Origin of the sequence: Micromonospora taraxaci (assembly GCF_007830095.1) — a bacterium.
Lineage (GTDB): Bacteria > Actinomycetota > Actinomycetes > Mycobacteriales > Micromonosporaceae > Micromonospora > Micromonospora taraxaci.
Map to the genome: position 1 here is coordinate 2,609,439 of NZ_VIWZ01000001.1, position 22,665 is coordinate 2,632,103.

A 22,665-nucleotide genomic window follows, 5' to 3' on the forward strand; every position below is an offset into this window, starting at 1 on the left:
CACCATGCGCACCAGTCCCGCACAGCCGTTGCCAGGCAGGAGCGGCGGCGTTTCGGCCGTCGGGATCGGGATGCCCCCGCTGTGGGGCTCAGGCCCGGCCTGATCCTCCGGATCCTGAGCCCTGCCGCGTCAGGCCGTCGCCATCTGGCGGACGTTCTCGCCCTGGGCGAACACCTCTACCATCTTGGCGCAGAAGGCCGGAAGATCACTGGGGTTGCGGCTGGTGATCAGGCCGTTGTCGACCTGTACCTGTTGGTCCACCCAGTTCCCGCCAGCGTTGCGGATGTCGGTCCGCAGACTGGGGAACGAGGTGACGGTCCGGCCGCTGACCATGCCGGTCTCGACCAACGACCAGGGGCCGTGGCAGATCGCCGCCACCGGCTTCTGTTGCCGGAAGAACGCCCGGACGAAGTCCATCGCCTGTGGGTTCATCCGGAGCCGGTCGGGGTTGACCGTCCCGCCCGGCAGCAGCAGGGCGTCGTAGTCGGCCGCATTGGCCTCCTTCACGGTCCGGTCCACCCGATAGTGGTTGGCCGGGTTGATGTCCTGGTTCATCGACTGGATCTCGCCGGAATTCAATGAGATCAGGTGGACCTCGGCGCCGGCCTGCTCGGCGGCGGCTCGGGACTGGGTGTACTCCACGTCCTCCACCCCGTCGGCGGCGAGGCAGGCGATTCGGTTGCCGGTCAGTGGCTGCTGGCTCTGCGCCATCTTGGCGGCCTTTCCTTCACGGCGTCGCCCCGTCGGCGGCGCATCGTTCGCTCGCGGTCGCCTTCCCGCTGTCAGAAGCGGGAAACAGGTCACCAATGGCCGCTCAAGGGTGGGAGGATCGGCCGCTCGCCGATCAGGCAGGGTCTGCGTGGAGGAAAGGTCACCGTACGAGACTGCTTCCGGTCGATGCGGGTAACGGACTGACCCACTGGCGCCGAGGCCCCGGAAAGGCCGACATGACTCTCCCTGCCGCTCCGATCGAACTGCCGTCCGGCCAGACCATGCCCGTGCTCGGCCAGGGCACGTGGTACCTGGGTGAGCGCCCCGCGAGGCGACGGGATGAGTTGGCCGCCCTGCACGCTGGCCTGGACCTGGGTATGACCTTGATCGACACTGCGGAGATGTACGGCGATGGCGCCTCCGAGGAGCTTGTCGGCGAGGCCATTGTCGGACGACGCGGCGATGTGTTCCTGGTGGACAAGGTGCTGCCGTCCAACGCCAGCCGCCGGGGAACCGTGCAGGCCTGCCGCCGCAGCCTGCAACGACTCGGCGTCGACCACATCGACCTCTATCTGCTGCACTGGCGCGGCACACATCCACTCGCGGAGACCATCGAGGCGTTCGCCGAACTCGTCGACGCCGGCGACATCGGGCAGTGGGGCGTGAGCAACTTCGACCTCTCCGACATGACCGAGCTACTCGATGCGGGCGGGAACGACTGCGCCACCAACCAGATCCTGTACAACCTCACCCGCCGCGGCCCCGAGTACGATCTGCTGCCCTGGCTACGTGAGCACCGGGTCCCGGTGATGGCGTACTCCCCGATCGAGCAGGGCAGACTGCTCGGCCACGACCAGGTTGCGGAGGTCGCCGCGCGGCACGGGGCGACGCCCGCTCAGGTCGCGCTGGCCTGGGTGCTGAGGCAGGAGATGGTCGCGGCCATCCCCCGATCGTCCAACTCGGAACACACCCGGGAGAACGCGGAAGCACGCGACCTGCACCTGACCGAGGAAGACATGACGGCACTCGACACGGCATTCCCGCCACCTACCGGCCCGCAACCGCTGGAGATGTTGTAGGGGCAGTGGCCGTTTGGGCGGGCGCCAGGCGAGATCACCATCGCGCTGGTGCACGGTCTCACTCCAGAGCGCCCTGACCAGCGGGAACTCCGCGGGGTGTCACAAGCATCCCTGCGGGATATGTCCCTTGTGAAAGGTTTTGCCCTGAAGGTTGCCGTTGTCGCGGCACTCGCACGAGCAGATCGAGTGCAAGCCACTGCGGATGGCCACCCAACAGGGTCGGCGGACGGGCCGTCTTCCAGCCCACCAGATGACCGTCGCGACTCGGGTGTACGCCCACTTACCTTCCGCTGTGGGGCTACCCGTCTTTCTCGTCCCGCCAGCCGTCGCTCCTGAGCCGGCACGCGCTGAAATCGATTGCAGCGCGCACCGTTTGCCGTTTCAGGATGGTAGTTCGGCCGAACGTCGAGTTGCTGGTACACCTCGGCCTTGTCTGAGGGATCGGCGTCGCGGAGCACGGCGGTGATGTCGCCGAGTGCGTCCACCAGGGCCATGATTTCTCCTCGGCTCATCCTGCGCCCGGGGGCGCCCGAGTTTGCGCGGAGGTCTGCTTCCGCGCGGGCGCGTTCAGTCTGGGTCTAACCGCAATCCAGGCGGTGACAACCGTCGGGTGCAGGTTTCCCCGCCCGAAGCGCTCACCGGGCGCAGGGCAGAGGCGAGGGGCTTTGACCTGCGGTGATGAAGGCCGAGCGGTATGGCTCGACCTCCCAGCGGATACCGAAGTGGTCGGGTGTCGTCTCGGGCGGACAAGCCACCTTCGCTTAATTGATTAGGGTTCCGCCATGTCGTTGCAAAAGTTGATCACGCTTGTGCCTGCTCCCGATCATGGGATCGACGTGTCGTTGCCGCAGGAATTCGCCGCTTGCGAGGCCGAGCTCGGGTTGGAGCTTCCTGCCGACTTCAAGGAGCTCCTCACGGCCTACGGGGCTGGCATGTTCCTCGACTACCTCTTCGCATACCCCCTGGCAGGCGACGACATGAACATTCGGCGCAACACATTGTTGCTGGAAGGGCACGCGGCCTCGCGAGGCAAGTTCCCAATGTGGTACCCATATCCGCTCTACCCGGAAGCTGGTGGCCTGCTGCTGTGGGGCGGCACCTACGACGGGCACTCGCTGTGCTGGCTAACCAGGGGCGAGCCGGATGAGTGGCCAGTGGTGGTATGGAATCAGCACGACAGCAACTACCAGCTTTACGAAGGCGGCGCGGTCGCCTTCATCGTCGACTGGCTGAAGCGCACCCTGCCCACACGAACGCTGCCCAGGCCACCGCGAGGCAGGGCCTGGTTCGAGCCAGCCCGCAAACTCAAGCAGGTGTACGTGTATCTCGACGGTGGGGCCGGCAGTTTCAGGGAGCGTGCGCGACTGCTGCGCCAACTGTTCGGGCCAGTTCAGGATCGTGGTTTCAGTATTCATGAAGGTGATTGCGACGTTCGCTTCGCCACAGCACAGGACTGGCGGGTCACCTACAGCGAATGGCCGAACGGGCGCCTAATCCGCATCGCCTTTCCCGCAGTCGACGAGGAGGCCGCGCGGGCCGCGGTCATCAACGCGATCCCTGAACTGGGTCACACGCTGAGACACGCTCAGACAGTGCGTGGCACACGGGTATGGGTCGGCTGACCATCAGCGACAGCTGAGGTGCCCGGATGCGTGACCGCTCCGCGAGGCCGTGACCGGGCTATCGGCCCTGCGCCGTGTCGGCGAGCCGGCGGATGTCGCGGACATGATCGCCTTCCTTGCCTCTCCAGGGCCCGCTGGGCGACCGGCCAGGTGACCGACGCATCCGGGGGCCTATCTTCTCCGCCGACCAGGGGCCGCCGGAGAAAGTGTGACTGCTTCATCTACGGCGTGGGCCAGGCCGGCGACAGGCCGGCCCGGCGCACCCATGCGTTCCGCGTTGAGGCATCAGGGTGCGAGGGGAGGCGCAGGTCGGAATGTCACGGTGAGGTGGTGACGTGGTGGCACTGCCGGCAGGGCGCGGTGAGCGCTGCAATGGGATGTCCACCTTCGGAAAGGAACCTCCCGATGAACCCCCCACGATCCGACGGACCCTGGCAAGGGACGAAACGCGCGGGACTCTCTGACGCCGGAAGCTCGCGCCTCCTGACATCGGAGCAATCCGGGCCGGCCGTCGACACCTCCCGGCCCTTCGGCGCCCACCTCCGCATGAGCTGGTGGAAGCCGCTCGTGGTCATCCTGGTGCCGCCGCTGGTGATGCTGCTTCTCCAGGTGGTGCTCTACCAGGTCGTGGGCCTCATCGAGGGCAGCGACGACCCGATGTCGGCCGACTTCACGCCGTTGAAGTTGTTGGCCATCAACATCAGCATCGGCGCGGCGGGCGTCCTGGCGATCCTGCTCCTGGTGCGGACCGCCAAGGTGCCGTGGCGGAGCCTGATCAGCTTTCCCCGAACCTTCGACGCCCGCCGCCTGACGTACTACCTGATCGCAGCGGCGTTGCTGGTGGGTGCCGGGATCGGTGTCGTGGCGCTTGTCGCGCCCGACTCCCCGGGTTGGACCGCCGTCGGGGTCACCGGCACGACGATCGGCGTGCTGGTGGTCACCGTGCTGAGCACGCCGCTGCAGTCGGCCGGCGAGGAGTTGATGTTCCGAAGCGCCGTGTTGCCCGCCGCCGCGTCCTGGGTGCGCGCGGTGCGTCCGGCCCTGGTCGTCGGGCTCGCCGTCTCCGGCCTGGGCTTCGCCGTGGTCCACGGGTCGACCGACCCCTGGCTGTTCGGCTACTACACGTTCATCGGCGTCAGCACCGGCGCGATGGCCATCATCAGTCGCGGCATCGAGGCGCCGGTCGCCTTCCACGTCGCCAACAACGTCCTGTTCGGGATCGTCAACACGGTGATGGCGGACGGTGAGCCCTACGCGATCGACCGGTCCACCGACTCCGGTGACGCGTCCCTGCTGATCCTCGGCGCCGTCAACATCGCCATGGTGGTGCTGGTCTGGCTACGTGAGCGGCGAGCCCGCACCACCAGCGCGGGCTGAGCCCACCAGAGTGCAGGGATCGGCCACAGACACCGCAGCACACGAGGCCGGCCGGGAGCTGTGCGATCAAGGCGGAAGCGGCCACCGGGCGGCTGACGCAGGTGTGGTCAGCGGTTGTTCGCCGATGTTGGCCGCTTACCGCTGGACGGGGTGGCACCCTGGGCATGTGGGCTGGGCAGGGAGTCGGGGGAGGGTGGCATCGGGACTAGGGTGAACGGCCTCTGATGCGTACCGCGTTGATCGTAGTAGCCGTGCTGGCGGCGGCGGTGGTCGTGGACTTGATCTCCGGGGTGCTGGTCCGCCGGGTAGCCCGCGGCCGTTACCAGTGGGTGCTGGAACCGCTGCGGCACGCCTGCCGCGGTCCGGCGGCAGCGGCGCTGCTGGCTGGGGTGTTGTACTACGCGCTGCCGTTGGGTCCGGTCGGGTGGCAGCGTCACCTGCGGCACGTCGTCCTGGTGGCTCTGGTCCTGTCCGGGGCTTGGTTGGTGATCAGGGCGTTGCACGTCGCTGAGGCGGTCGCGTTCAGCCGCCTACCGGGTGACGCGGTCGCCAGCCGGCGGGTCCGGCGGGCTCGGACGCAGATTCGTCCCGTGCGGCGGCTCACCGTCGCCGTGGTCACGATGGTCGCGATCGGCCTGATTCTGAGCACCTTTCGGCCGGTACGTCTCTTCGGCGTCTCCGTACTGACGTCGGCGGGGGTGGTCGGGGCGTTGATCGGTCTGTCGGCCCGTACCGCGCTGGGCAACGCGTTCGCCGGTGTCCAGGTCGCCTTCGCCGACGGTCTGCATGTCGGCGACGTGCTGGTGGTGGACGGTGAGTGGGGCCGGGTCGAGGAGGTGAAGCTCACCAATGTGGTGATCCGGCTCTGGGACGAGCGGATGCTCATCCTGCCCACCACGTACTTCACCGAGCGGTCGTTTCAGAACTGGACCCGCAACGAGTCCCGGGTGATCGGCAAGATCCAGATCCATGTCGACCACACCGCCGATCTGGATGACCTGCGGCGGGAGGCGCGCCGGCTGGTCGAGTCCTCACCGCTGTGGGATCGCGACCAGTGGGTGCTCCAGATGGTCGACTCCACCTCGCAGACGGTGGTCATCCAGGTGCAGGCCTCGGCTGCCGACGGCGCCAGCGCCTGGGACCTGCGCTGCGACCTGCGCGAGGGGTTGGTCTGCTACCTGCGCGACCATCATCCGCAGTGGCTTCCCCGTACCCGCAGTCAGTATCAGCCCTGACCCGGCAGGTCCGATGGGCCATGCGCCCCGCTGAGGCCCGTCTCGGAAGTCAAGGGTGGCCAGTGTGTCGAACTGCAACGCCAGAGGAGGCCCGAGTCCGGGAAGAGGTAGTTGCGGTACCCAGCGGTCCAGGCGACCCCGAGTGCGCTCGTCCGCCTACCTCCCGCTGCTGGGCTGCTCCCTGCCTTTCTCGTCCCGCCAGCCACTGGGCTGAGGGTGATAGCCGTAAGCGGCAGCCCGGACTGTTTCCTCGTTCTCCAGCCCGGAGCCGATCGCGCCGCCGACAGTGGCCAGTGAGCTGGTGATCCAGGCCAGCGTCAGATAGTCGCTGGTATTCACCGGGCGCTGCAGAACCTGGGTCAGCACGGATGTGTCGATCAGCAGCGCCCCGACGAGCACCGTTCCCACGAAGAGCACCACGTAGGACAGTGCCGTCGCTAGCGTGAGAGTGAGGATCGTACCCAGGTTGAACAGCCGTGCCAGCTCTTTTGGTGTCTCGCGGCTCGGCCTCTCCCAGAGGCCGTGCGCGCCGATCAGCCAGACCACCAACGCGGCCAGCCCGAGCAGCATGATCACGGTGAGCCGAAGTCCGCCGAGGGCATCGCCCATCTGCCAGATGGTGTCCGTGGTGAGCGCGAACGCGGCCGTGCCGAACGCACCGACCAGCAGCTTGGACAGGCCCAGCAGGGCGCGTCCGGGTTGGTTGGCTCGGACCATGCCAGTCACCAGGCGCGCCCGGCCGATCAGCCCCGAGGCGAGGTAGCGCCGCTCACCGGCGTCAGCCCCGCCGATCACTCGGCGGACGGCGGGAATCCGGCCTGTCAACTCGGCCGACGCCCACTCGGCCGGCGGCACCCGGTGGTCGGTGGCGTCGGTCAGTAGTTGGTTGATCAGATCCGGAACGGCTGCGCGGGCCGCTCGTATCTGGTGCAGGCCCAGCGCGGGCAGGGAGATCATCGCGACCTGGCGTCGGCCGGAGGTCTGCGCGACCAGGGGCACCCGCTCGCCATGCAGTGGCAGATCGGTCAGACAGACGGCGACGTCCCACTTGTCGTCGGCGCGCCGTCTAGCAAGATCGTCGAGCAGAGCCTCGGCGCCGCCGTCGCGGCGTGGCGCCACATCCCCCCAGCCTTCCCGGACGGTCCACCGCACATCGGCGCTCACCCGCTCCGTGAGCCGGCGGGCCAACTCCGCAGTGAGCCTCGCCGCCACCCGGGCAGGGTGGTCCGGTGGGGTTGCCACCAGTCCCACGACGATCTCCGGGCGTTGCCCTTCGCTCTGGGTCACCGCTGCTCCTCACCGGTAGCCGGGCTCGGCCGCCAACGGCGAGAACCGGGTGCGTCACGCGCCGTCGAGGCACAGTAGTGAAGCCAGGCCGCCGAGGAGAGCGCCCCGACCAACCCGTACAGCACCAACTCGACGCCTGTGTCACATTGGGGCGGGCCGCCCACGCAGCCTAGAAGACCATTCCGAAGGGTGCGGCGGATTCGCTGGGCTGAGGTCTTCTCGAAGGCAGCTGGCGCGTTCGGCCTGGGTCTGCGCAATCCCGGCGGTGACCACCGTCGGGTCAGCTCCAGCGTCGAGGCTGCGCAGTAGCGCTCCAGCTTGGCGGCGCACTCGCCGATGATCTAGGAGTTGCCACAATCGCGGTGATCGTCGAGATCCGCATTAGCCCTCAACCCCACGTCAACCGCATCGAGGGCGCGTCGATCGTCGTGAGGTGTGGTGTGACTATCTGGGTCACCCATTGCTGACTCGCGTTACACCTAGGACACTGACGGCCACTGTGACATCGAGCCGGGTGACCATGAGCGCCCGTCAGGCGCGGTGGGGAGGGGTCTCACGATGCCGAGAACGACGCCAGGTGCCAAGGCCATGGCCATTCCTGTCTACAAGGCGCTGCCGCGGCTGGTCCGCGACCCGCACCAGTCGCTCGTCGACATCGCGAACTGGTCCGGCGGTGCCGTCGTCCGCCTTGGACTGGGAGTTTCCAGCGCGTATCTCGTCACCGACCCGGCCGATGTGCAGCAGGTGCTGCAGGAGAAGGCCGACATCTACCCGCGAGGTGACGACACCGCACTGTGGCGGTCAGTACGGAGGTTGGTCGGAGACGGCATCCTCGCGGAGGGTGAGACCTGGGCGGCCAGCAGGCGGACGCTCGGCCCGCTGTTCAGGACGACTCGCATCGGCCCACTGGTCGACACCATGGCCGAGGCCATCGCCACCTCGGTCGACGAGCTTGAGGTGGCGGCCGCTGCGGGAACGCCGATCGATGTCGGCGCCGAACTGTCCCGGATCGTTTCCAGTGCCATCATGCGGGTCTTCTTCGCCGATCGAATCGACATCGAAGCCGCCCTGCGGATCATGGCCGCACAGGAGGTGATCGTTACTGCGATGGGACCTCGCCTGCTCGCGCCGGGCGTGCCGTGGTGGATCCGCTTGCCCGGCGATCGACGCTTCATCGCTGCGGTTCGCGCAATCGACGATATCCTGCTGCCCGTTCTACAAGAGGCGCTCCAGCGACCAGGCGACAGCGATGACGTGTTGTCCACCCTGGCGCGAGCCCGGACCTCTGAAGGAGCTCCGCTCAGTCTCAAGCAGATGCGCGACGACCTGGTGTCGATGGTCGCGGTCACGACGGAGACCTCGTACGTCGTGCTCACCTGGCTGTGGCCGGTCCTCGCCAACAACCCGGAGGTCGCCAGTCGGCTCTACGCCGAGGTCGACCACGTCATCGGTGAAGGTCCGATCCGCGCCGAGAACCTGCAGGAACTCACCTACACCCGGATGGTGCTGGACGAACTCCTCCGGCTCTACCCGGCCGGCTGGATTCTGCCCCGTCGCGCGGCCGAGGCGGACGTGCTCGGCGGAGTGCGCATCAAGAAGGGGGCGAGCATCATCCTCTCGCCGTACGCCACGCATCGGATGTCCGCGCTCTGGGGGGAGACGGCGGAGGTCTTCGACCCTGAGCGTTTCGCGCCAGGCCGTGACGAGGGCCGCCACCGGTACGCGTATTACCCCTTCGGAGGGGGGAGGCACCGCTGTTTGGGCGAGCACCTGTTCGCACTCGAGGCCGTTCTCGTCGTGGCGACCTTCCTGAGCCGGTTCCGGTTCCGTCTGAACGATTCCGCCATTCCCAGCACGAGGGTCGCCGCCTCGCTACGTCCCGCACGCCCCGTGGAAATGGTCTTGACGCGCATAGCTCGCACCGCCGCATGAGAGGAGTACCTGTGCCTACCCATACCGTCGCCGACGGCCTCGCGGCAGCTGCGGAAGAGGGACGCATCTGCGTCCTCGCCGCTCGGGGCCATCGAGACCTACAGCAGTGCGCGTCGATGTATCCCACCCTGTTCCCCAGCCCACCGGTTGACGGCGCCATGCTGGGCGCGCTGGCGCTGTCGACGGCGTTCATAGCGCCGTGGTGCACCGCAGAGCAGCTTCGCATCGCCAACCGGGCGTCGCTGTGGGTCACTGCGGAAGACTGGATGGTCGACTCTGTCGCGACGTCCCTGGACTCCGTAACGGCGATCGCCTCCGCCTGCATCGCGGTCGCCGACGGCGCCACGCCGGCGGCCGGAGACGCGCTCGGCCAGTTTCTCGCCGAGATTCGCGACGAGTTGGCCGCCGTACCCGCGTTCGCAGACGCTCAGCCGCTGTGGCGGGACGAAGTCGACAAGATGCTCACCGCTGAGGTCTTGGAGTGGCAGTGGCGAGCCGCCAGGGCAGCCGACGAGCGTCAGCTGCCAACATTCGTGGAATACCTCGACAACGCGGACAACTACGGCGCGTCCTTTGTCAACGTGTCCCACTGGCTTGCCACCGCCGACCAGGAGACCCTGAGCCACCTCCCCGAACTGACAGCGGCCAGTCGCGAGGTACAGAAAATCCTGCGTCTGGTGAACGACATGGCCAGCTATGAGCGCGATCTCAAGACAGGGGATCTCAACGCCCTCATGCTCGGCGTCGACAGGGATGAGATCAACCGAAACATCACCGAGCGGATCGACATGTGCCGCACGCTGCTTCAGGAGTTGGAAGGCACGTGCGCGCAGGAAGCCCGTTACCTGGCCCGGGAAATCGGGTTCACCACTGGTTTCTATCGCGGCACGGATTATTGGGGCACCGTTGAGCGTTGACCGCGCTTTCCCGGAACAGACGCGGGGACCAGAGGGCCGGACCCTCGCCTCGACCGGCGCAGCTGACCTGGTCGAGGCGATGATGCGAGAACCAGCCGGGCAGATGTCCCCGTCCACCTACGAAACCGCTCGGCTCGTGAGTTTGGCTCCCTGGTTGACCGGCCATGACGAGCGGGTGCGGTACCTGCTGCGCAACCAGCGGCTCGACGGCGGATGGGGCCCACCAGAGGGGTACGCCCTGGTTCCGACGTTGAGCGCCACGGAGGCTTTACTCGCCGTTCTGAGCAGGTCTCCCGGTGACATGCTGGTCGACGCTGTCGACCGGGGGCTCATGTGGCTCAGGAGTTGGCTGGCGACCACGCGACCCATCCCGGACACGCCAGCGATCGACCTCATTGTGCCGGCGCTGACGAACGCCATCAACGAGCACGTGACGTGCAGCGATATGCCGCGCGGCCTGGTCCACTGGCAGGCAGGTCCTCGGCTGCCCCTGCCGCCCGGCATGGATGACAAGAGACTCGACGTCGTTCGGGGCATCATCGCGGCAGGCGCGCCTGTGCCCGACAAGCTGCTGCACGCGTTGGAGGTCGTTGGTGACATCGCCCAGGACGCCGTCGGTGTTCAACCGCTGCCGCCAGGCGTCATCGGCGCGTCGCCGGCCGCCACCGCTGCGTGGTTGGGTGCGGCGGGAGAGGCCGATGGGCATGGCTGGGTACGGGCATACCTGGAGTCCGTCATTCAGCGGCACGACGGTCTCGCTCCCTGCGCGACGCCGCTCGGCGTCTTCGAGCGTGCGTGGGTAGTCGGTTCCCTTGCCCGGGCCGGCATCGCCGTACCCGCGGTTTCGGGCTTGGTCGACAGCCTGACGGCAGATCTGACATCGGCGGGGACACCAGCCGGCCCAGGCCTGCCGCCGGACGCGGATACCACCTCAGTCACTCTGTATGCGCTGGCGCGGCTGGGCGTGCCCACCGACCCGAGCAGCCTGTGGGGATTCGAGACGGACGCCGGATTCTGCACCTGGCCCGGCGAGGACGGCTTCTCGGTCACTACCAACGCCCATGTCCTGGACGCCCTGAGCCAGCACGCGGCTACGCAGTCAGACGCCGCACCACGCTACCGCTCTGCGGCCCGGCGTCTGGTCGGTGCGCTGCAAGCCTGCCAGCTTCCGGACGGCAGTTGGCAGGACCGATGGCACGCCTCTCCCTACTACGCGACCGTCTGCTGCACGTTGGCTCTGGCCGATGCCGCCCCTTCCGCGGCTGCGGAATCTCTGGCCCGCGCGGTGCACTGGGTGGTCGCTACGCAGCAGCACGACGGCTCCTGGGGTCGCTGGAACGGATCGTTGGAGGAGACGGCGTACGCGATGCAGATCCTGGCCGTTGCGGGGCGAGAACTACCAGCCGCTGGTTCGGCCCTCAGCCGAGGCCTGTCCTATCTGGACAGGGCGAGCGCGATCCAGCAGGAGGGTCCCGCGCTGTGGCACGACAAGGACCTTTATCACCCAACAAAGATCGTCCGTGCTGCCGTCCTCGCGGCGCAGCACCTCGCGACGGAGATCCCTCTGCGGGCTAAGGTCAACGACGATCTGTGGACGTGCCCGACGTGATGGAGGCCGTCGATGGCTGAGGCGTCGTTTCGATGCCGCGACGACCTTGAGTAGCGAGTCAGGAAACTGCTAGCGTGCCCCGGTCTACACCATCCGATGGCTTGTACGGCGAGCAAGGCCGTGAAGTTGCCAATGTCAGGCATGGGGCGGTAGGTCTAATGCGGTCTCGCAGTACGAATCTGCGCGCGAAAGTCGTTGGCGCCCTGCTGTCTCTGGTCGCGCTGTGGTCGTTCGCGGCATGGGTGACCCTCCGCGACGGCGTCAACCTGCTGGGCGTCCAAACGATCGATAGTCAGATCGTTGGCCCAAGCGAGCCCTTGCTGCTCGAGTTGCAGATCGAGCGCCGGCTGTCGGCAGCCCAGCTCGGCGGGCCCAGCCCGGATCGCGAAAATGCCCTCGTCGCCGCTCGTAGGAATGTCGACGACACCGCAAGGAGATTTCGCGACACCGCCCAAAGTCGCCTCGCGGACTTCGCCGCCGATGCCGAGGCTGAGCGCACGGTCAATGCTGCCATTGCCGCTCTGGACACCCTACCCGGCACGAGACAGTCGATCGACAATCGCAGCGTCGACCAGGCTGCCGCTGGGAAGGCCTTCAGCGGCCTCATTGACTCGCTGTTCGACCTCTACGATGTGGTGGGTGGCCTGGATGATGCAGCGATCGAGGCAGACACCCGCAACCTCATCGAGCTCTACCGGATCCGGGAGCTGATCTCCCAGGAGGACGCGCTGCTGTCCGGTGCCCTCGCCGCAGGCCGATCAACGACAACCGACAACGCGAAGTTCGTGGAACTCGTCGCCGGTCAGCGATTCCTTACTGTCCGGGCCTCCGGGCTGCTACGCGAGTCGGAGAGGGCCACATTCGACGCAGTGATCGCCGGTCCCGCGTTCACTAACCTGCGCGCCCTCGAAGACCGGGTTCTCGCCCGCGAACGTAGCGCGTCGCAGCTTCCCCTTACGTCGAATGAGTGGGATGTCGCCGCGGAGGCCGCACTGACCGAGCTGCAGAACATGGTGCTCGACAGCGGCGATGCCCTGGTGGATCGGGCCACCCCGGTAGCCGTATGGGTCGTTGTTCGGCTGATTCTCGCCGCGGGTCTGGGGTTGCTGGCAGTTGTCGCGGCGATCGTGGTGTCTGTGACCACGTCACGGGAGCTGGTGGCCCGACTCCAGCGCCTCAGGAAGGCCGCAGACCAATTGGCCGATGAGCGTCTACCAGGGGTTGTGGAACGCATCAGCCACGGTGAGAAGGTGGACGTCGAGCGGGAGGCACCGCCACTGGACTTCGGTGACGACGAGATTGGGCAGGTGGGCAAAGCGTTCACTCGTCTCCAGCGGACGACGATCAGCACCGCCGCCGAGCAGGCCGAGCTTCGACAGAACGTCCGTGAAGTCTTTCTCAGCCTTGCCCGACGGACGCAGGCGCTCGTGCATCGTCAACACGGGCTCCTTTATGCGATGGAAAAGCGAGAGCACGACGCCGACGAGCTGGAAGACCTGTTCCGGGTCGACCACCTTGCTACCCGGATGCGCCGGATCGCCGAGAACCTCATCCTGCTGTCCGGCGGAACGCCTGGCCGGGTCTGGCGTCGGGACATCCTCTTGTTTGACGTGGCCCGGGCTGCGCTGCAGGAGGTGGAGGACTATCAGCGGGTGAAAGTCATACCGTTCGGACCGATCGGTGTGAAGGGTCGCGTGGCGAGAGACGTCACCCACCTGCTGGCTGAGCTGATCGAGAATGCCCTGTCGTTCTCACCCCCGCACACCGAGGTTGAGGTCAGGGGACAGCTCGTGGCGCGGGGCTTCGCGATCGAGGTCGAAGATCGAGGGCTGGGCATGGCAGATGATGATTTCTCTGCCGCCAACGACCAGATCGCCAGCACCAAGGCGTTCAGCTTGGACGATGTCAACAAGCTGGGGCTGTACGTCGTGAGCCATCTGGCCCGGAAGCACCAGCTGATGGTCCACCTCAAGAGGTCCGGGTACGGCGGCACCACCGCCGTGGTGTTGATCCCACTGGAGCTCATCACCACCGCCGACTCTGTCGGCACCGCGACGACCAACGCCAGCGTCTCGGCTGCCGCTGGCGACATCACAGGAACATTGGGAAGCCCTCGGCAGGCTTCCCCTCTGACGGGCGGAGCCGTTGCTGTGGAGGAGCCCCCTGCGCCACGTGCGCTCACCGCACCAACCGTAGGGCTCCCCGCCGTGCGAGAGGCCAGCACGCATCCGCCCCGATCTACCGACGCAGAAGCGGGGGCAGCGCTGTCGCCTTCCGACAACGCGGATCAGCCGCCCCCGCCCTTCGACACCCGCACCACGGGTGGGCTGCCTGTTCGGGTACGGCAGCGCAGCATCGCTCCGCAGCTTCGCGACGGTTCCACCCGGACCGACGTACCTGCACGTGGCGACTCAACCAGGTCGCCCGACCAGATCCGCACCATGATGAGCTCGTACCAAAGTGGCACCCGCCGCGGCCGTCTCGACGCTGAGGGCCAATACGACCAGGACAACGAAGGTCCCGGCGACATGCCCGCATCGGCACCAGCCAGCACCGACGGGTAGAAAGAGGAACGAGACGTGCCACAACAGGTGCAGCAGACCGATCTGACGTGGTTACTCAATGACCTGGTGTCCCGAGTCGGGCAGGTTGAGCATGCCGTCGTCCTGTCCGTCGACGGGCTGCTCGTGGCGTCCTCGGCAGGGCTGGTCCGCGATGACGGCGAGCATCTTGCCGCGATAGCGTCATCGATTCAGAGCCTCGCGAAGGGCGCGGGTACCCGGTTCAACGGCGGCGCCGTCCGGCAGACCATCGTTGAGATGGAGTCGTCCTTCCTGTTCGTCACCGCTGCGGGGCGGGGCGCATGCCTGGCGGCCCTCGCCTCGGAAAGCGCAGACGTGGGTCTGGTTGCCTACGAGATGACCATGCTCGTCAGCCGTGCCGGCAAGTTCCTTGCCTCCCCGGCGCGGTCATCGTCGGAATCGCCCACCGACAAGTAGGGGCCGTCATGACCGCCGAACGAGATGCCCTGTGGGTCGACGACGATGCCGGGCCCGTGGTCCGGCCCTACGCTGTGACGCGAGGCCGAGCGAAGACGAGCGCCAACCTCAATCTGATCTCGCTGGTACGTGCTACGGGGGCGCCGCCGCCGCTCACGGTCGGTATCGCGCCGGAGCACATAAGCATCATCAGCCTCTGCCAGCAACGACCGCTCGCAATGGCGGAGGTCGCCGCGCACCTCGAGCTTCCGCTCGGGAGCGTCCGCGTTCTCCTTGGTGACCTGCTCGAACAGAGGTTGGTGCAGGTCACGGAGCCAACCTCCCACGCCACCCTTCCCGACGACACCCTTTTCGAGGCACTGATCAATGGACTACGCGAACTCTGACGGCGACGGCGCGGACGGGCTACGCACCCTTCCGGCCGCTATCAAGATCCTTATCGCTGGTGGCTTCGGAGTAGGCAAGACCACCCTCGTCGGCTCGGTGAGCGAAACGAAGCCCCTCCGCACGGAGGAGGTGATTTCCGAGCACAGCATCGGCGTCGACGACCTGGTCGGCGTCGAGGACAAATCGATGACAACGGTGGCCATGGACTTCGGCCGGATCACCTTCGACGACGATCTGGTGCTCTACCTGTTCGGCACGCCCGGGCAGAACCGGTTCTGGTTCGTGTGGGACGAACTGGCACTGGGAGCCCTCGGAGCGGTCGTCCTCGCAGACACCCGCCGGCTAGCGGACTGCTTCCCGTCGGTCGACTACTTCGAGGGGCGAGGACTGCCGTTCATCGTCGCCGTCAACTGCTTCGCTGGCACCCGTCAGTTCAGCCTCGAGGAGGTGCAACTGGCCCTCAACCTGGACCCGGACGTGCCCGTGATGTTGTGTGACGCCAGGGACCGCGAATCAAGCAAGGATGTCCTCATCACGTTGTTTGAGTACGTGAAAAAGGGTGGCGCGGCGCGAGGGTGACAAGAACTGCTGCCGGAAGCAGTCGGCGGGCACCGAAGAGGGCCCCGAGCTGCAGGACGATCCGATCGAGTACGACGAGAGGTTCGCGCTCGGTACGAGTGTCAACGGTGCGGAGTGTGCGATCGAAGGTACGTGGCTTCTGCCGCCGGCCGGTCGCTATCGCGTGGACCTTCTGGTGATGGACGGGCTCATGGCTGCCGCACGGCTTTGCATCCGGGATGAGTCGGCGGCGAGCTGGGAGGAGGCGTCCTAACGCGTCACCGGTTGCGCCGCTCGATGTCCGCGACGGCCGGCGCTCCGCCCGGCCGTCGACGCGTTCGTCCGACAAAATCGTTACCCAGATGGCGGTACGCAGTGATACACAACCGAGGTGCGAAACATCGTCGAGTTCCCCGAGGTCCTACGGCTGATTGAAGACCGCTCGGCCGCGTTCCGCGCCGCGATCGCGTCCGCTGCCGACCTTGACGTCCAGGTCCCGACATGCCCGGACTGGACGCTGCGCGAACTGGCGCAGCACCTCGGCGACGGTCGCCGCCGCCAAGCCGCCATCATCGCGGCGGGGCCGGGCGCTGAGCCCCCGGCCAAGACGGACCCGAAGGGCGCCCCGACCGCGCCCCGCGACCGTGAAGCCCTAGGGCCTGTTTCATAAGACCTGGCCGGCCTGCGGCGGGCCCGGACGACGCCCGGCGGCGTTGCGGTTGCGTCCGGATACGACACCGGTATCCGGACGAAACCGCGCCTTGCCGGATCGCCGCCCGGACTCCGCCTCGGCTCGACCGCCCTTATGAAACAGGCCCTAGATGCCTGGCTCGCCGAGTCGACCGAGCTCATGCTCGACGTGATGCGCGAGGCCGGCCCGGACCGCGGCTGCTGGACCTGGTGGGGCCGCTCGCAGGCCCCGCAGACCAGCGGAGCCCTGGCCCGGCACCAGATCCAGGAGATCGCCGTCCACACCTACGACGTCCAGCTCACCCAGGGGGCCGCCCAGCCGCTGCCGACGGAAGTCGCGGTCGAGGGCGTCGACGAGTTCCTGACGACCGTCGCGGCGACGACCGTCCCCTGGCCGTTCACGCCGGCGACCATCGACCTGCACACGACCGAGGGCCCTTCCTGGCGTCTGACCCTCAACGCCGACGGCGTCCGCTGCGACGACCTCGCCGCCGACGCGGAGCCGGGCGACCTGGCGATGCGAGGCGCAGCAAGCGAGCTGGTCCTCTACTTCTACGCGCGGGTCCCGCTCGACGACCTGGAGACCACCGGCGACACCGAGCCGATGGAGCGGCTCGCAGACTGGGACCCGAACGCGTAACCGCAGGAGCAGATCAGCGCCGACCTGCTGTGGCTGTGGTTTGTACGAACGTCGCGTCGGTACGGAGAACGTCAGCACCTTGCGTCTGCTTGACAACTGCGCAGCCTCTATCCGGCTCGATCACGGCTGGCGCGGCGGTCGATTCCTCGCCGGACGAGGCGATCGAGATAGTCGAGCAGCTTCACCTCGCTGCGAACCAGCCTCTCACGCTCGGGCATCGGCAGATCGGCGAGCGGGTCCCAAAGGTCTTCGTTCCGCGGCACGAACACCATGGCACCGGAGTATTCACGGCAGGTCGAGCACCACGTCAAGCCGACGCAGCGCTCGTAGAACCTGTCGGAGGGCGCGTAGAAGCGGTACCGGTAGGAGAGGATCTCGCCGGCACAGGCGACGGTGTCTCCACCACGTACCCCGTGAACCATGCTGACCTTTGACCATGCCCACCTGGCGGACCTGTGCCCCATGGCCTTGATCTTTCCCGGCCCCCAGCCCAAGCCACCATCCCGATCTGCCAGTGATGATCACGCACTCGCAACGCGAGCCGCTCCTCGCGGACGTGTGCGGGGATGACAAGGGCTCCTGTGCGTGCATAACGTGCACTCGATGATCCGACCCGCGTTCCTGGACGCCGCCGAGAGCGCCATGGTCCTGTTGCGCGATCCGATGCTGGCCATGCAATGGTCCGCACCGAGCGCACTGCCGGACTTCTCCACCGGTGGCCTCGCCCGCCATCTGGCCAACCAGGTCACTCAGACCGTGACGTTCCTCGCTGCGCCGCCAGGAAAATCGGCGATCCCGGTGTTGGAGCACTTCACCGGCAACGCCTGGGTGACCTCAGGCGTGGACGGTTCCGACAACATCGACATCCGGCGCCGCAGCGAGCAGACATCTGCAGCGACGACCCCCAGCGAGCTGGCGGATTCGGTCGAAGCGGCATTGATCGAGCTGCGTGCCGCTGTGGTAGCGCAACCAGCTGACCGCATCGTGGACCTCGGCGACTGGGGCTTGAAGGTCGACGACTTCCTGCTGACCCGGGTCATGGAACTGGTCGTGCACACCGACGACCTGGCAGTCAGCCTCGGCTTGCCGACGCCCCCGATGCCGCAGACAGCGACTGAAGCGACGATCCGGCTGCTGAGCAGCCTCGCGGCCTGGCGACACGGTTCTTTGAACGTGATACGCGCGCTAGCTCGGCAAGAACGGGCGCCCACCTCCATCGCCGCTTTCTAGCCGGTGGACTGTCACACGGTGAGGTTGGGCTGGGCACACCACGCACCACCGGAACCATCGTGCTACGACTACGCGTCATGAACGCGAACACTCACCCGGATCTCGCCGACCTTCGAGCCGCCTTCCTGGTGGACGACGCCGGTGAGTCGGCTCTGGGCTGGCCAGGCGTGTACGCCTTCGAAGCTGAGCATGGGATCGTGCTGCCGGAGCCGTACCGAACCTTCGTCGCGGAGATCACCGACGGGTCGTTTTCCGGGCCACCGGACTTCGGTCTTCTCGGGGTAGCCGAGATGCCCGATGACTGGGGCGACGACCGGCCGGTGCGCGAGTTGGCGGCTCCGTTCCCGCTGACCGAGGCGTGGCTGTGGGAGGAGGACTCCCGGCCGTCGGAGGAGATCGAGCCGCTGCTCGATGCCGTCTTCGACCATGGCTCGATCGTGCTCGGAACAGACGGCTGTGGGATGTACTGGCATCTCGTCGTGACCGGACCGCATCGCGGGCACATCTGGAACATCAGCGGTGAGGGGGCGATGCCCTTCGGGGCGGAGTTCGGCCACACCACCGGGGCGTCGGGGTTCGTCGGGTGGGTTCGGCACTGGGCGGCCGGCAAGCCATGGTTCGACGCTGCCTGATCGGTCCCTGTCGTCAGCGCCGGCAGCCTCCTCAAAGCCGACGACAGGCAAGATGGATCGATGGCGACGATAAGACCGTTCGACAGCGCCGACGCGCCAGCCGTGGCGGCCCTCATCGAACGCTGCCTGCGTGAGGTCAACAGTCGCGACTATCCGAGCGAGGTCATCGAGCGGATGTGCGACCACTTCACCGAGCAACGCATCACGGAACTCGCGATCCAACGACAGATGGTCGTCGCAGAGGATGACGGGATCGTCGGCACCGTCTCCCGCGACGGCAACAAGGTCTACACCATGTTCGTGCACCCTCGTGTCGCCCGTCGCGGCATAGGGCGGCTCCTCATGCGCCACGTCGAGGAGCTGGCGACAATCGACGGCTACGACCACATGGAAACCGGAGCGAGCATCACAGGGCACGACTTCTACCGCCGGCTCGGCTACATCGACGTCCGCTCCACCGAGACGGAGTTCGGCCTCAACTACATCCTGCGCCGCAGTCTGCCCTGACGATCGTCGAGGGGCCGCCGACGCCGCATCGTTGACACTGTGGGCGGGCGAGATCGATCTCGCCCGCCCACTACCGTGGCGCGTCTCCTCGGGTGCCTACGGTGCCTTCCGTACCGTCAACTTCTGGTAGTCGGCGGCATGGGGCTGGTAGGTCGGGTTGCCGGAATAGGCGACGTGGACCCGGTAGGCCCCAGGCCGCAGATCGGCGGTTGGCAGTTCGACGACGGCCTTACCGTGCGCCAGTGGCACGACGTGCTCGGTGCCACCGAAGGTGACGGTGACCTCGCCGGTCGGGGTCGGAGCGTGCTGCTTCGGCCCGCCCGCCGGCTCGACGGTCACGTTCAACCTGAACGTGTCCCCGCGGACAACCGACGCCGGCGTGGCCTTCGCCTTGACCTTGACGGCGGCCGGTCCGGAGGGCACCTCGAACGACGCCGTACCCTCCGACGCCTTCAGGTAGTCGAAGCCGAGGTATTCGGCCTTGACCGTCCGGGCACCCGCGGGCAGACCCGTCGGCAGCGTGACGGTCGCCGCGCCGTCGCTCAGGTGGGCGAGCTTCGACCACGAGCCGATGCTGACCCGTACCTGACCACCGGTCTCGAACCCGTCAGCTGCCGTGACCGTCACTGTGGCCCTGGTCGTCTGGGCCCCGCTCGCGTACGGCGCGACAGCCACCTCGGTGGTGGTCGTGACGTCGCTGTTCGGGATTCCGCGGATGTCGTTCCACTCGCGGACGGTCAGCGGGATCACGGTGCCGTGACGCGGACGGACGACACCCGCGTTGGTCATCGTGATCGCCTTGGCGTTCCACGTCGGAGCCTCGATGTTCTCGTGACACGCGGCCTGGTACCCGCCACCGTTCGTGTACCGGTCACCCCAGAGGTAGAACTGGCCGGGGCAGGCGGTGTCACCGGGATTGGCCTTGAAGATGACCGGTCCCTCGTACCCCTGGTTGGCGACCCACGTCGTGCGCCCCAGCGCGGGCGCGACCAACGTCCAGTTGTCGATGTTGCTGTCCAGGAAGTCGGTGTGCTTCTCCGAGAAGATGTCCGAGCCCTGGTTGCCGGCCTCGTTCTTGGTCACCCGGTAGTAGTGGTCACCGACCCGGATCGCGGTCGTGTCGATGCGCGACAGCGGGGCCGGATCCTGCCAGACCCGGGGAGCGGAGAATGTCTTGAAGTCCCGTGTTGTGGCGTACCACATCTGCGCGTTGCCCTGACCGGTGCGGTTCACGGGGTCGTTCCACAGCGACTGGGCCCAGAACACGACGTAGGCGCCGAGCTCCTCGACCCACAGCGACTCCGGTGCGAAGGCGTTGCCCGCGTTGTCGGGCGCGACCTTCACGTGCCGCTGAGGGGTCCAGTTCACCAGATCGTGCGACTCGAACACCTCGATGTACTGGGTGTCGTTGATGGCGTACCCGCCCTGGTCGTACCAGTTCAGGTCGGTGGCGATCATGTAGAACGTGTCGCCGTCGGGGGAGCGGACGATGTGCGGGTCACGAAGCCCCTGGTCGCCCAGCTGGGAGATGAGTGACGGCCGACCTCCGGTCAGACCGGTCCAGTCCAGAGCGGTGTTTCCGTTGGACGTGGCGAACATGATCTGCTCGCCGTCGGCGATTCCCTCTCCCTTGAAGTACCCCATGAAGTACCGCTCGTACTCCTCCGAGCGCGGCATGGCGGTGATGGTCACCGGGAACGACTTCTTCTGTGACGCCTTACCCTTGGTGATGGTCGCCGTCAGGGTGGCGGCGACATCCGCACGGCCGAAGGCCGGGCGGCTGACCTCGCCCGTCGGGGTGACGAGGCCCGTGGTCGACTTCCAGGTGATCGTGGATCCGAACTCGCCCTTGGCGGCGAGGTCGAGGTTTCCGCGTACGCCGTCGGTAGCGTCCAGGGCCAGGTCGAAGGCGTCGCGGTCCACCGACTGCGCATCGTCGAATTCGGCCTTCACCACCACGGGGATCTCCCGTGTGACGACCTGCTGGGCACCCTTGCGGACAGTCGCCGTGAGCGTGGCCGTCGCATCGGGCTGTCCCTGTGCGGGCCGGGTGATCCTGCCGGTCACCGCGACCTTGCGCGCGCTGGGGACGGCCGGCGGGGTGTTGACCTCGACGACCGACGGGTCCGAACTCGTCCACGTGATGGCCGAGCCCGCCACGGACCCCACCTTGGGCAGAACGAGGTCGCGTACGACGGCACTGGTCCGGCCGAGGTCGACGGCCGCGGCGTCGGCGCGAACGCCGTCGGAGACCGTCTTCTCTGCCAGGGCGATCGTCTCGTCGAGGCTCACTGCCCGGTCGTACACGCGGAAGTCACGGATCGTTCCGCGGAACGAGTAGTGGCCCGATGTCTGCGAGCGACCGAGGAAGTTGCAGTTGGTCCCCGCGGCGTTCACCGACGGCGCCGTGGTCAGGTTCGTCGACGTCGCGTGCAGCACACCGTCGAGGTAGACCCTGCCGGTCCAGCTCGTTCCGTCCGAGTTCAGTGACTGGGTGTAGGTGACATGAGTCCATGCTCCCTCGAGCATGCGGACCCGGTTCTGTTGGAGGTTCGTCGGACCCACCGCGACGCGGAATCGCTGGGTGTTCGACGCGAAGATGGAGCCCTCGGCGCCGGTGTCGACGTCACACGAGCCGGACTTACGGCCGAAACCCCACATCTGGTGCTCGCCCACGTTCGCCGGGTCGACCCACACGTCGTAGTCCACGGTGAGGTTGGACATGCCGGCGGTGATGTCGTTCGGCAGCGCCACGTATGCGCCGTCGAGGGCGCTCTCGTAGGAGTCGGGGTTGAACCTGACTCCTTCGCCGGTCAAGGCCGCCTTCTCGGGATTCACGAGCGTGGCGTTCGCCGCCGCGCCCGCGCTACCCGAGTTGACCAACGTCGTCCCACTGGTCTCGTCGAGGGCGAAGTGGTGCACCAGGCCTTCGGTGAGCTGTTCCTCGGCAGCGTACGAGGGCGTTGGCGCGATCGAGACCGAAAGAAGCGCACCCAGTGCCAGGACCGCGACACCTCTACCCTTCCGACTCCGCCCGGGACGTGGTCTTGGCTGTCGCAGACTCAATTGATCCTCCTTGACCGGGACGGACTTCACTCCAAACTGGACGGGCTTGTTAACGCTAACTACGGGGTGCTGCCGGGTCAACGCGGTGCGTCGCGGCCCGAGCCCCACGAAGGCCCGCGGTTGATGTGGCCCCAACCGGTCGGCCCGTCGGGTTCGCGACGGGTGCGTCCCCATGCCAGCGCGGACG

Annotated in this window: 21 protein-coding genes; 17 read left to right on the forward strand and 4 right to left on the reverse strand. The window is 67.1% G+C overall.

Features of this window, described 5'->3' with window-relative positions; all coding sequences use genetic code 11:
- Nucleotides 1-129: 129 nt before the first annotated feature.
- Nucleotides 130-711 carry a type 1 glutamine amidotransferase domain-containing protein gene (locus tag FHU34_RS12200; RefSeq protein WP_145780059.1) on the reverse strand — a complete coding sequence of 194 codons (582 nt, stop codon included), beginning with the start codon at nt 709-711 and terminating at the stop codon, nt 130-132.
- A 236-nt stretch (nt 712-947) separates the two neighbouring features.
- On the opposite strand from FHU34_RS12200, the gene FHU34_RS12205 reads away from it, so the two are divergent.
- The 4 genes from FHU34_RS12205 (at nt 948) to FHU34_RS12220 (ending at nt 6,024) form a co-directional block, all read left to right on the forward strand.
- Entirely contained in the window at nt 948-1,790 is an 843-nt protein-coding gene (locus FHU34_RS12205; protein ID WP_145780060.1) for an aldo/keto reductase, read from the forward strand.
- Nucleotides 1,791-2,572: 782 nt separating this feature from the next.
- Nucleotides 2,573-3,412, forward strand: a complete 840-nt coding sequence (locus FHU34_RS12210; protein WP_145780061.1) for an SMI1/KNR4 family protein — start codon at nt 2,573-2,575, stop codon at nt 3,410-3,412.
- Between the two features lie 546 nt (nt 3,413-3,958).
- Complete coding sequence (locus FHU34_RS12215) at nt 3,959-4,789, forward strand: CPBP family intramembrane glutamic endopeptidase (RefSeq protein WP_208744970.1); 831 nt, start codon at nt 3,959-3,961, stop codon at nt 4,787-4,789.
- A gap of 224 nt (nt 4,790-5,013) precedes the next feature.
- Nucleotides 5,014-6,024 carry a mechanosensitive ion channel family protein gene (locus FHU34_RS12220; RefSeq protein ID WP_145780063.1) on the forward strand — a complete coding sequence of 337 codons (1,011 nt, stop codon included), beginning with the start codon at nt 5,014-5,016 and terminating at the stop codon, nt 6,022-6,024.
- Between the two features lie 156 nt (nt 6,025-6,180).
- Here the strand turns inward: FHU34_RS12220 and FHU34_RS12225 are convergent, their stop codons facing one another.
- The gene (locus tag FHU34_RS12225) at nt 6,181-7,311 is read right to left on the reverse strand and encodes a DUF2267 domain-containing protein (RefSeq protein ID WP_145780064.1); all 1,131 of its coding nucleotides are present in this window, start codon (nt 7,309-7,311) and stop codon (nt 6,181-6,183) included.
- Nucleotides 7,312-7,905: 594 nt separating this feature from the next.
- Between FHU34_RS12225 and FHU34_RS12230 the strand changes: the two genes are divergently transcribed.
- From FHU34_RS12230 to FHU34_RS12275, 10 genes are all read left to right on the forward strand, one after another.
- The gene (locus tag FHU34_RS12230) at nt 7,906-9,243 is read left to right on the forward strand and encodes a cytochrome P450 (RefSeq protein ID WP_145785556.1); all 1,338 of its coding nucleotides are present in this window, start codon (nt 7,906-7,908) and stop codon (nt 9,241-9,243) included.
- Nucleotides 9,240-10,160, forward strand: a complete 921-nt coding sequence (locus tag FHU34_RS12235; protein WP_145780065.1) for a terpene synthase family protein — start codon at nt 9,240-9,242, stop codon at nt 10,158-10,160. Before FHU34_RS12230 ends, FHU34_RS12235 begins: the two co-directional genes overlap by 4 nt.
- Before the next feature lie 79 nt (nt 10,161-10,239).
- Entirely contained in the window at nt 10,240-11,769 is a 1,530-nt protein-coding gene (locus tag FHU34_RS12240) for a prenyltransferase/squalene oxidase repeat-containing protein (RefSeq protein WP_145780066.1), read from the forward strand.
- Nucleotides 11,770-11,870: 101 nt separating this feature from the next.
- Nucleotides 11,871-14,333, forward strand: coding sequence for a sensor histidine kinase (locus FHU34_RS12245; protein WP_244311631.1), 2,463 nt, complete (start codon nt 11,871-11,873; stop codon nt 14,331-14,333).
- A 15-nt stretch (nt 14,334-14,348) separates the two neighbouring features.
- On the forward strand, nt 14,349-14,768 hold the full coding sequence (locus FHU34_RS12250; protein WP_145780067.1) for a roadblock/LC7 domain-containing protein: 420 nt from the start codon (nt 14,349-14,351) through the stop codon (nt 14,766-14,768).
- Nucleotides 14,769-14,776: 8 nt separating this feature from the next.
- On the forward strand, nt 14,777-15,154 hold the full coding sequence (locus FHU34_RS12255) for a DUF742 domain-containing protein (RefSeq protein WP_145780068.1): 378 nt from the start codon (nt 14,777-14,779) through the stop codon (nt 15,152-15,154).
- Entirely contained in the window at nt 15,135-15,734 is a 600-nt protein-coding gene (locus FHU34_RS12260; protein WP_145780069.1) for a GTP-binding protein, read from the forward strand. Before FHU34_RS12255 ends, FHU34_RS12260 begins: the two co-directional genes overlap by 20 nt.
- Nucleotides 15,715-15,987: a hypothetical protein gene (locus FHU34_RS12265; protein ID WP_145780070.1), complete on the forward strand. Its 273-nt coding sequence runs from the start codon at nt 15,715-15,717 to the stop codon at nt 15,985-15,987. Before FHU34_RS12260 ends, FHU34_RS12265 begins: the two co-directional genes overlap by 20 nt.
- Nucleotides 15,988-16,104: 117 nt before the next feature.
- The gene (locus tag FHU34_RS12270) at nt 16,105-16,383 is read left to right on the forward strand and encodes a maleylpyruvate isomerase N-terminal domain-containing protein (RefSeq protein WP_244311632.1); all 279 of its coding nucleotides are present in this window, start codon (nt 16,105-16,107) and stop codon (nt 16,381-16,383) included.
- 135 nt (nt 16,384-16,518) lie between these two features.
- The gene (locus FHU34_RS12275) at nt 16,519-17,043 is read left to right on the forward strand and encodes a maleylpyruvate isomerase N-terminal domain-containing protein (protein ID WP_208744971.1); all 525 of its coding nucleotides are present in this window, start codon (nt 16,519-16,521) and stop codon (nt 17,041-17,043) included.
- A gap of 107 nt (nt 17,044-17,150) precedes the next feature.
- On the opposite strand, the gene FHU34_RS12280 is transcribed toward FHU34_RS12275, so the two are convergent.
- On the reverse strand, nt 17,151-17,465 hold the full coding sequence (locus tag FHU34_RS12280) for a hypothetical protein (RefSeq protein WP_145780071.1): 315 nt from the start codon (nt 17,463-17,465) through the stop codon (nt 17,151-17,153).
- Between the two features lie 181 nt (nt 17,466-17,646).
- On the opposite strand from FHU34_RS12280, the gene FHU34_RS12285 reads away from it, so the two are divergent.
- The 3 genes from FHU34_RS12285 to FHU34_RS12295 all read left to right on the forward strand — a co-directional run bounded on the left by FHU34_RS12285 (nt 17,647) and on the right by FHU34_RS12295 (nt 19,412).
- Nucleotides 17,647-18,273, forward strand: coding sequence for a maleylpyruvate isomerase N-terminal domain-containing protein (locus tag FHU34_RS12285; protein ID WP_145780072.1), 627 nt, complete (start codon nt 17,647-17,649; stop codon nt 18,271-18,273).
- 77 nt (nt 18,274-18,350) lie between these two features.
- Nucleotides 18,351-18,905, forward strand: coding sequence for an SMI1/KNR4 family protein (locus FHU34_RS12290; RefSeq protein WP_145780073.1), 555 nt, complete (start codon nt 18,351-18,353; stop codon nt 18,903-18,905).
- Between the two features lie 60 nt (nt 18,906-18,965).
- On the forward strand, nt 18,966-19,412 hold the full coding sequence (locus FHU34_RS12295) for a GNAT family N-acetyltransferase (RefSeq protein ID WP_145780074.1): 447 nt from the start codon (nt 18,966-18,968) through the stop codon (nt 19,410-19,412).
- A 96-nt stretch (nt 19,413-19,508) separates the two neighbouring features.
- On the opposite strand, the gene FHU34_RS12300 is transcribed toward FHU34_RS12295, so the two are convergent.
- Nucleotides 19,509-22,559 carry an immunoglobulin-like domain-containing protein gene (locus FHU34_RS12300; protein ID WP_167524808.1) on the reverse strand — a complete coding sequence of 1,017 codons (3,051 nt, stop codon included), beginning with the start codon at nt 22,557-22,559 and terminating at the stop codon, nt 19,509-19,511.
- Nucleotides 22,560-22,665: the final 106 nt, after the last annotated feature.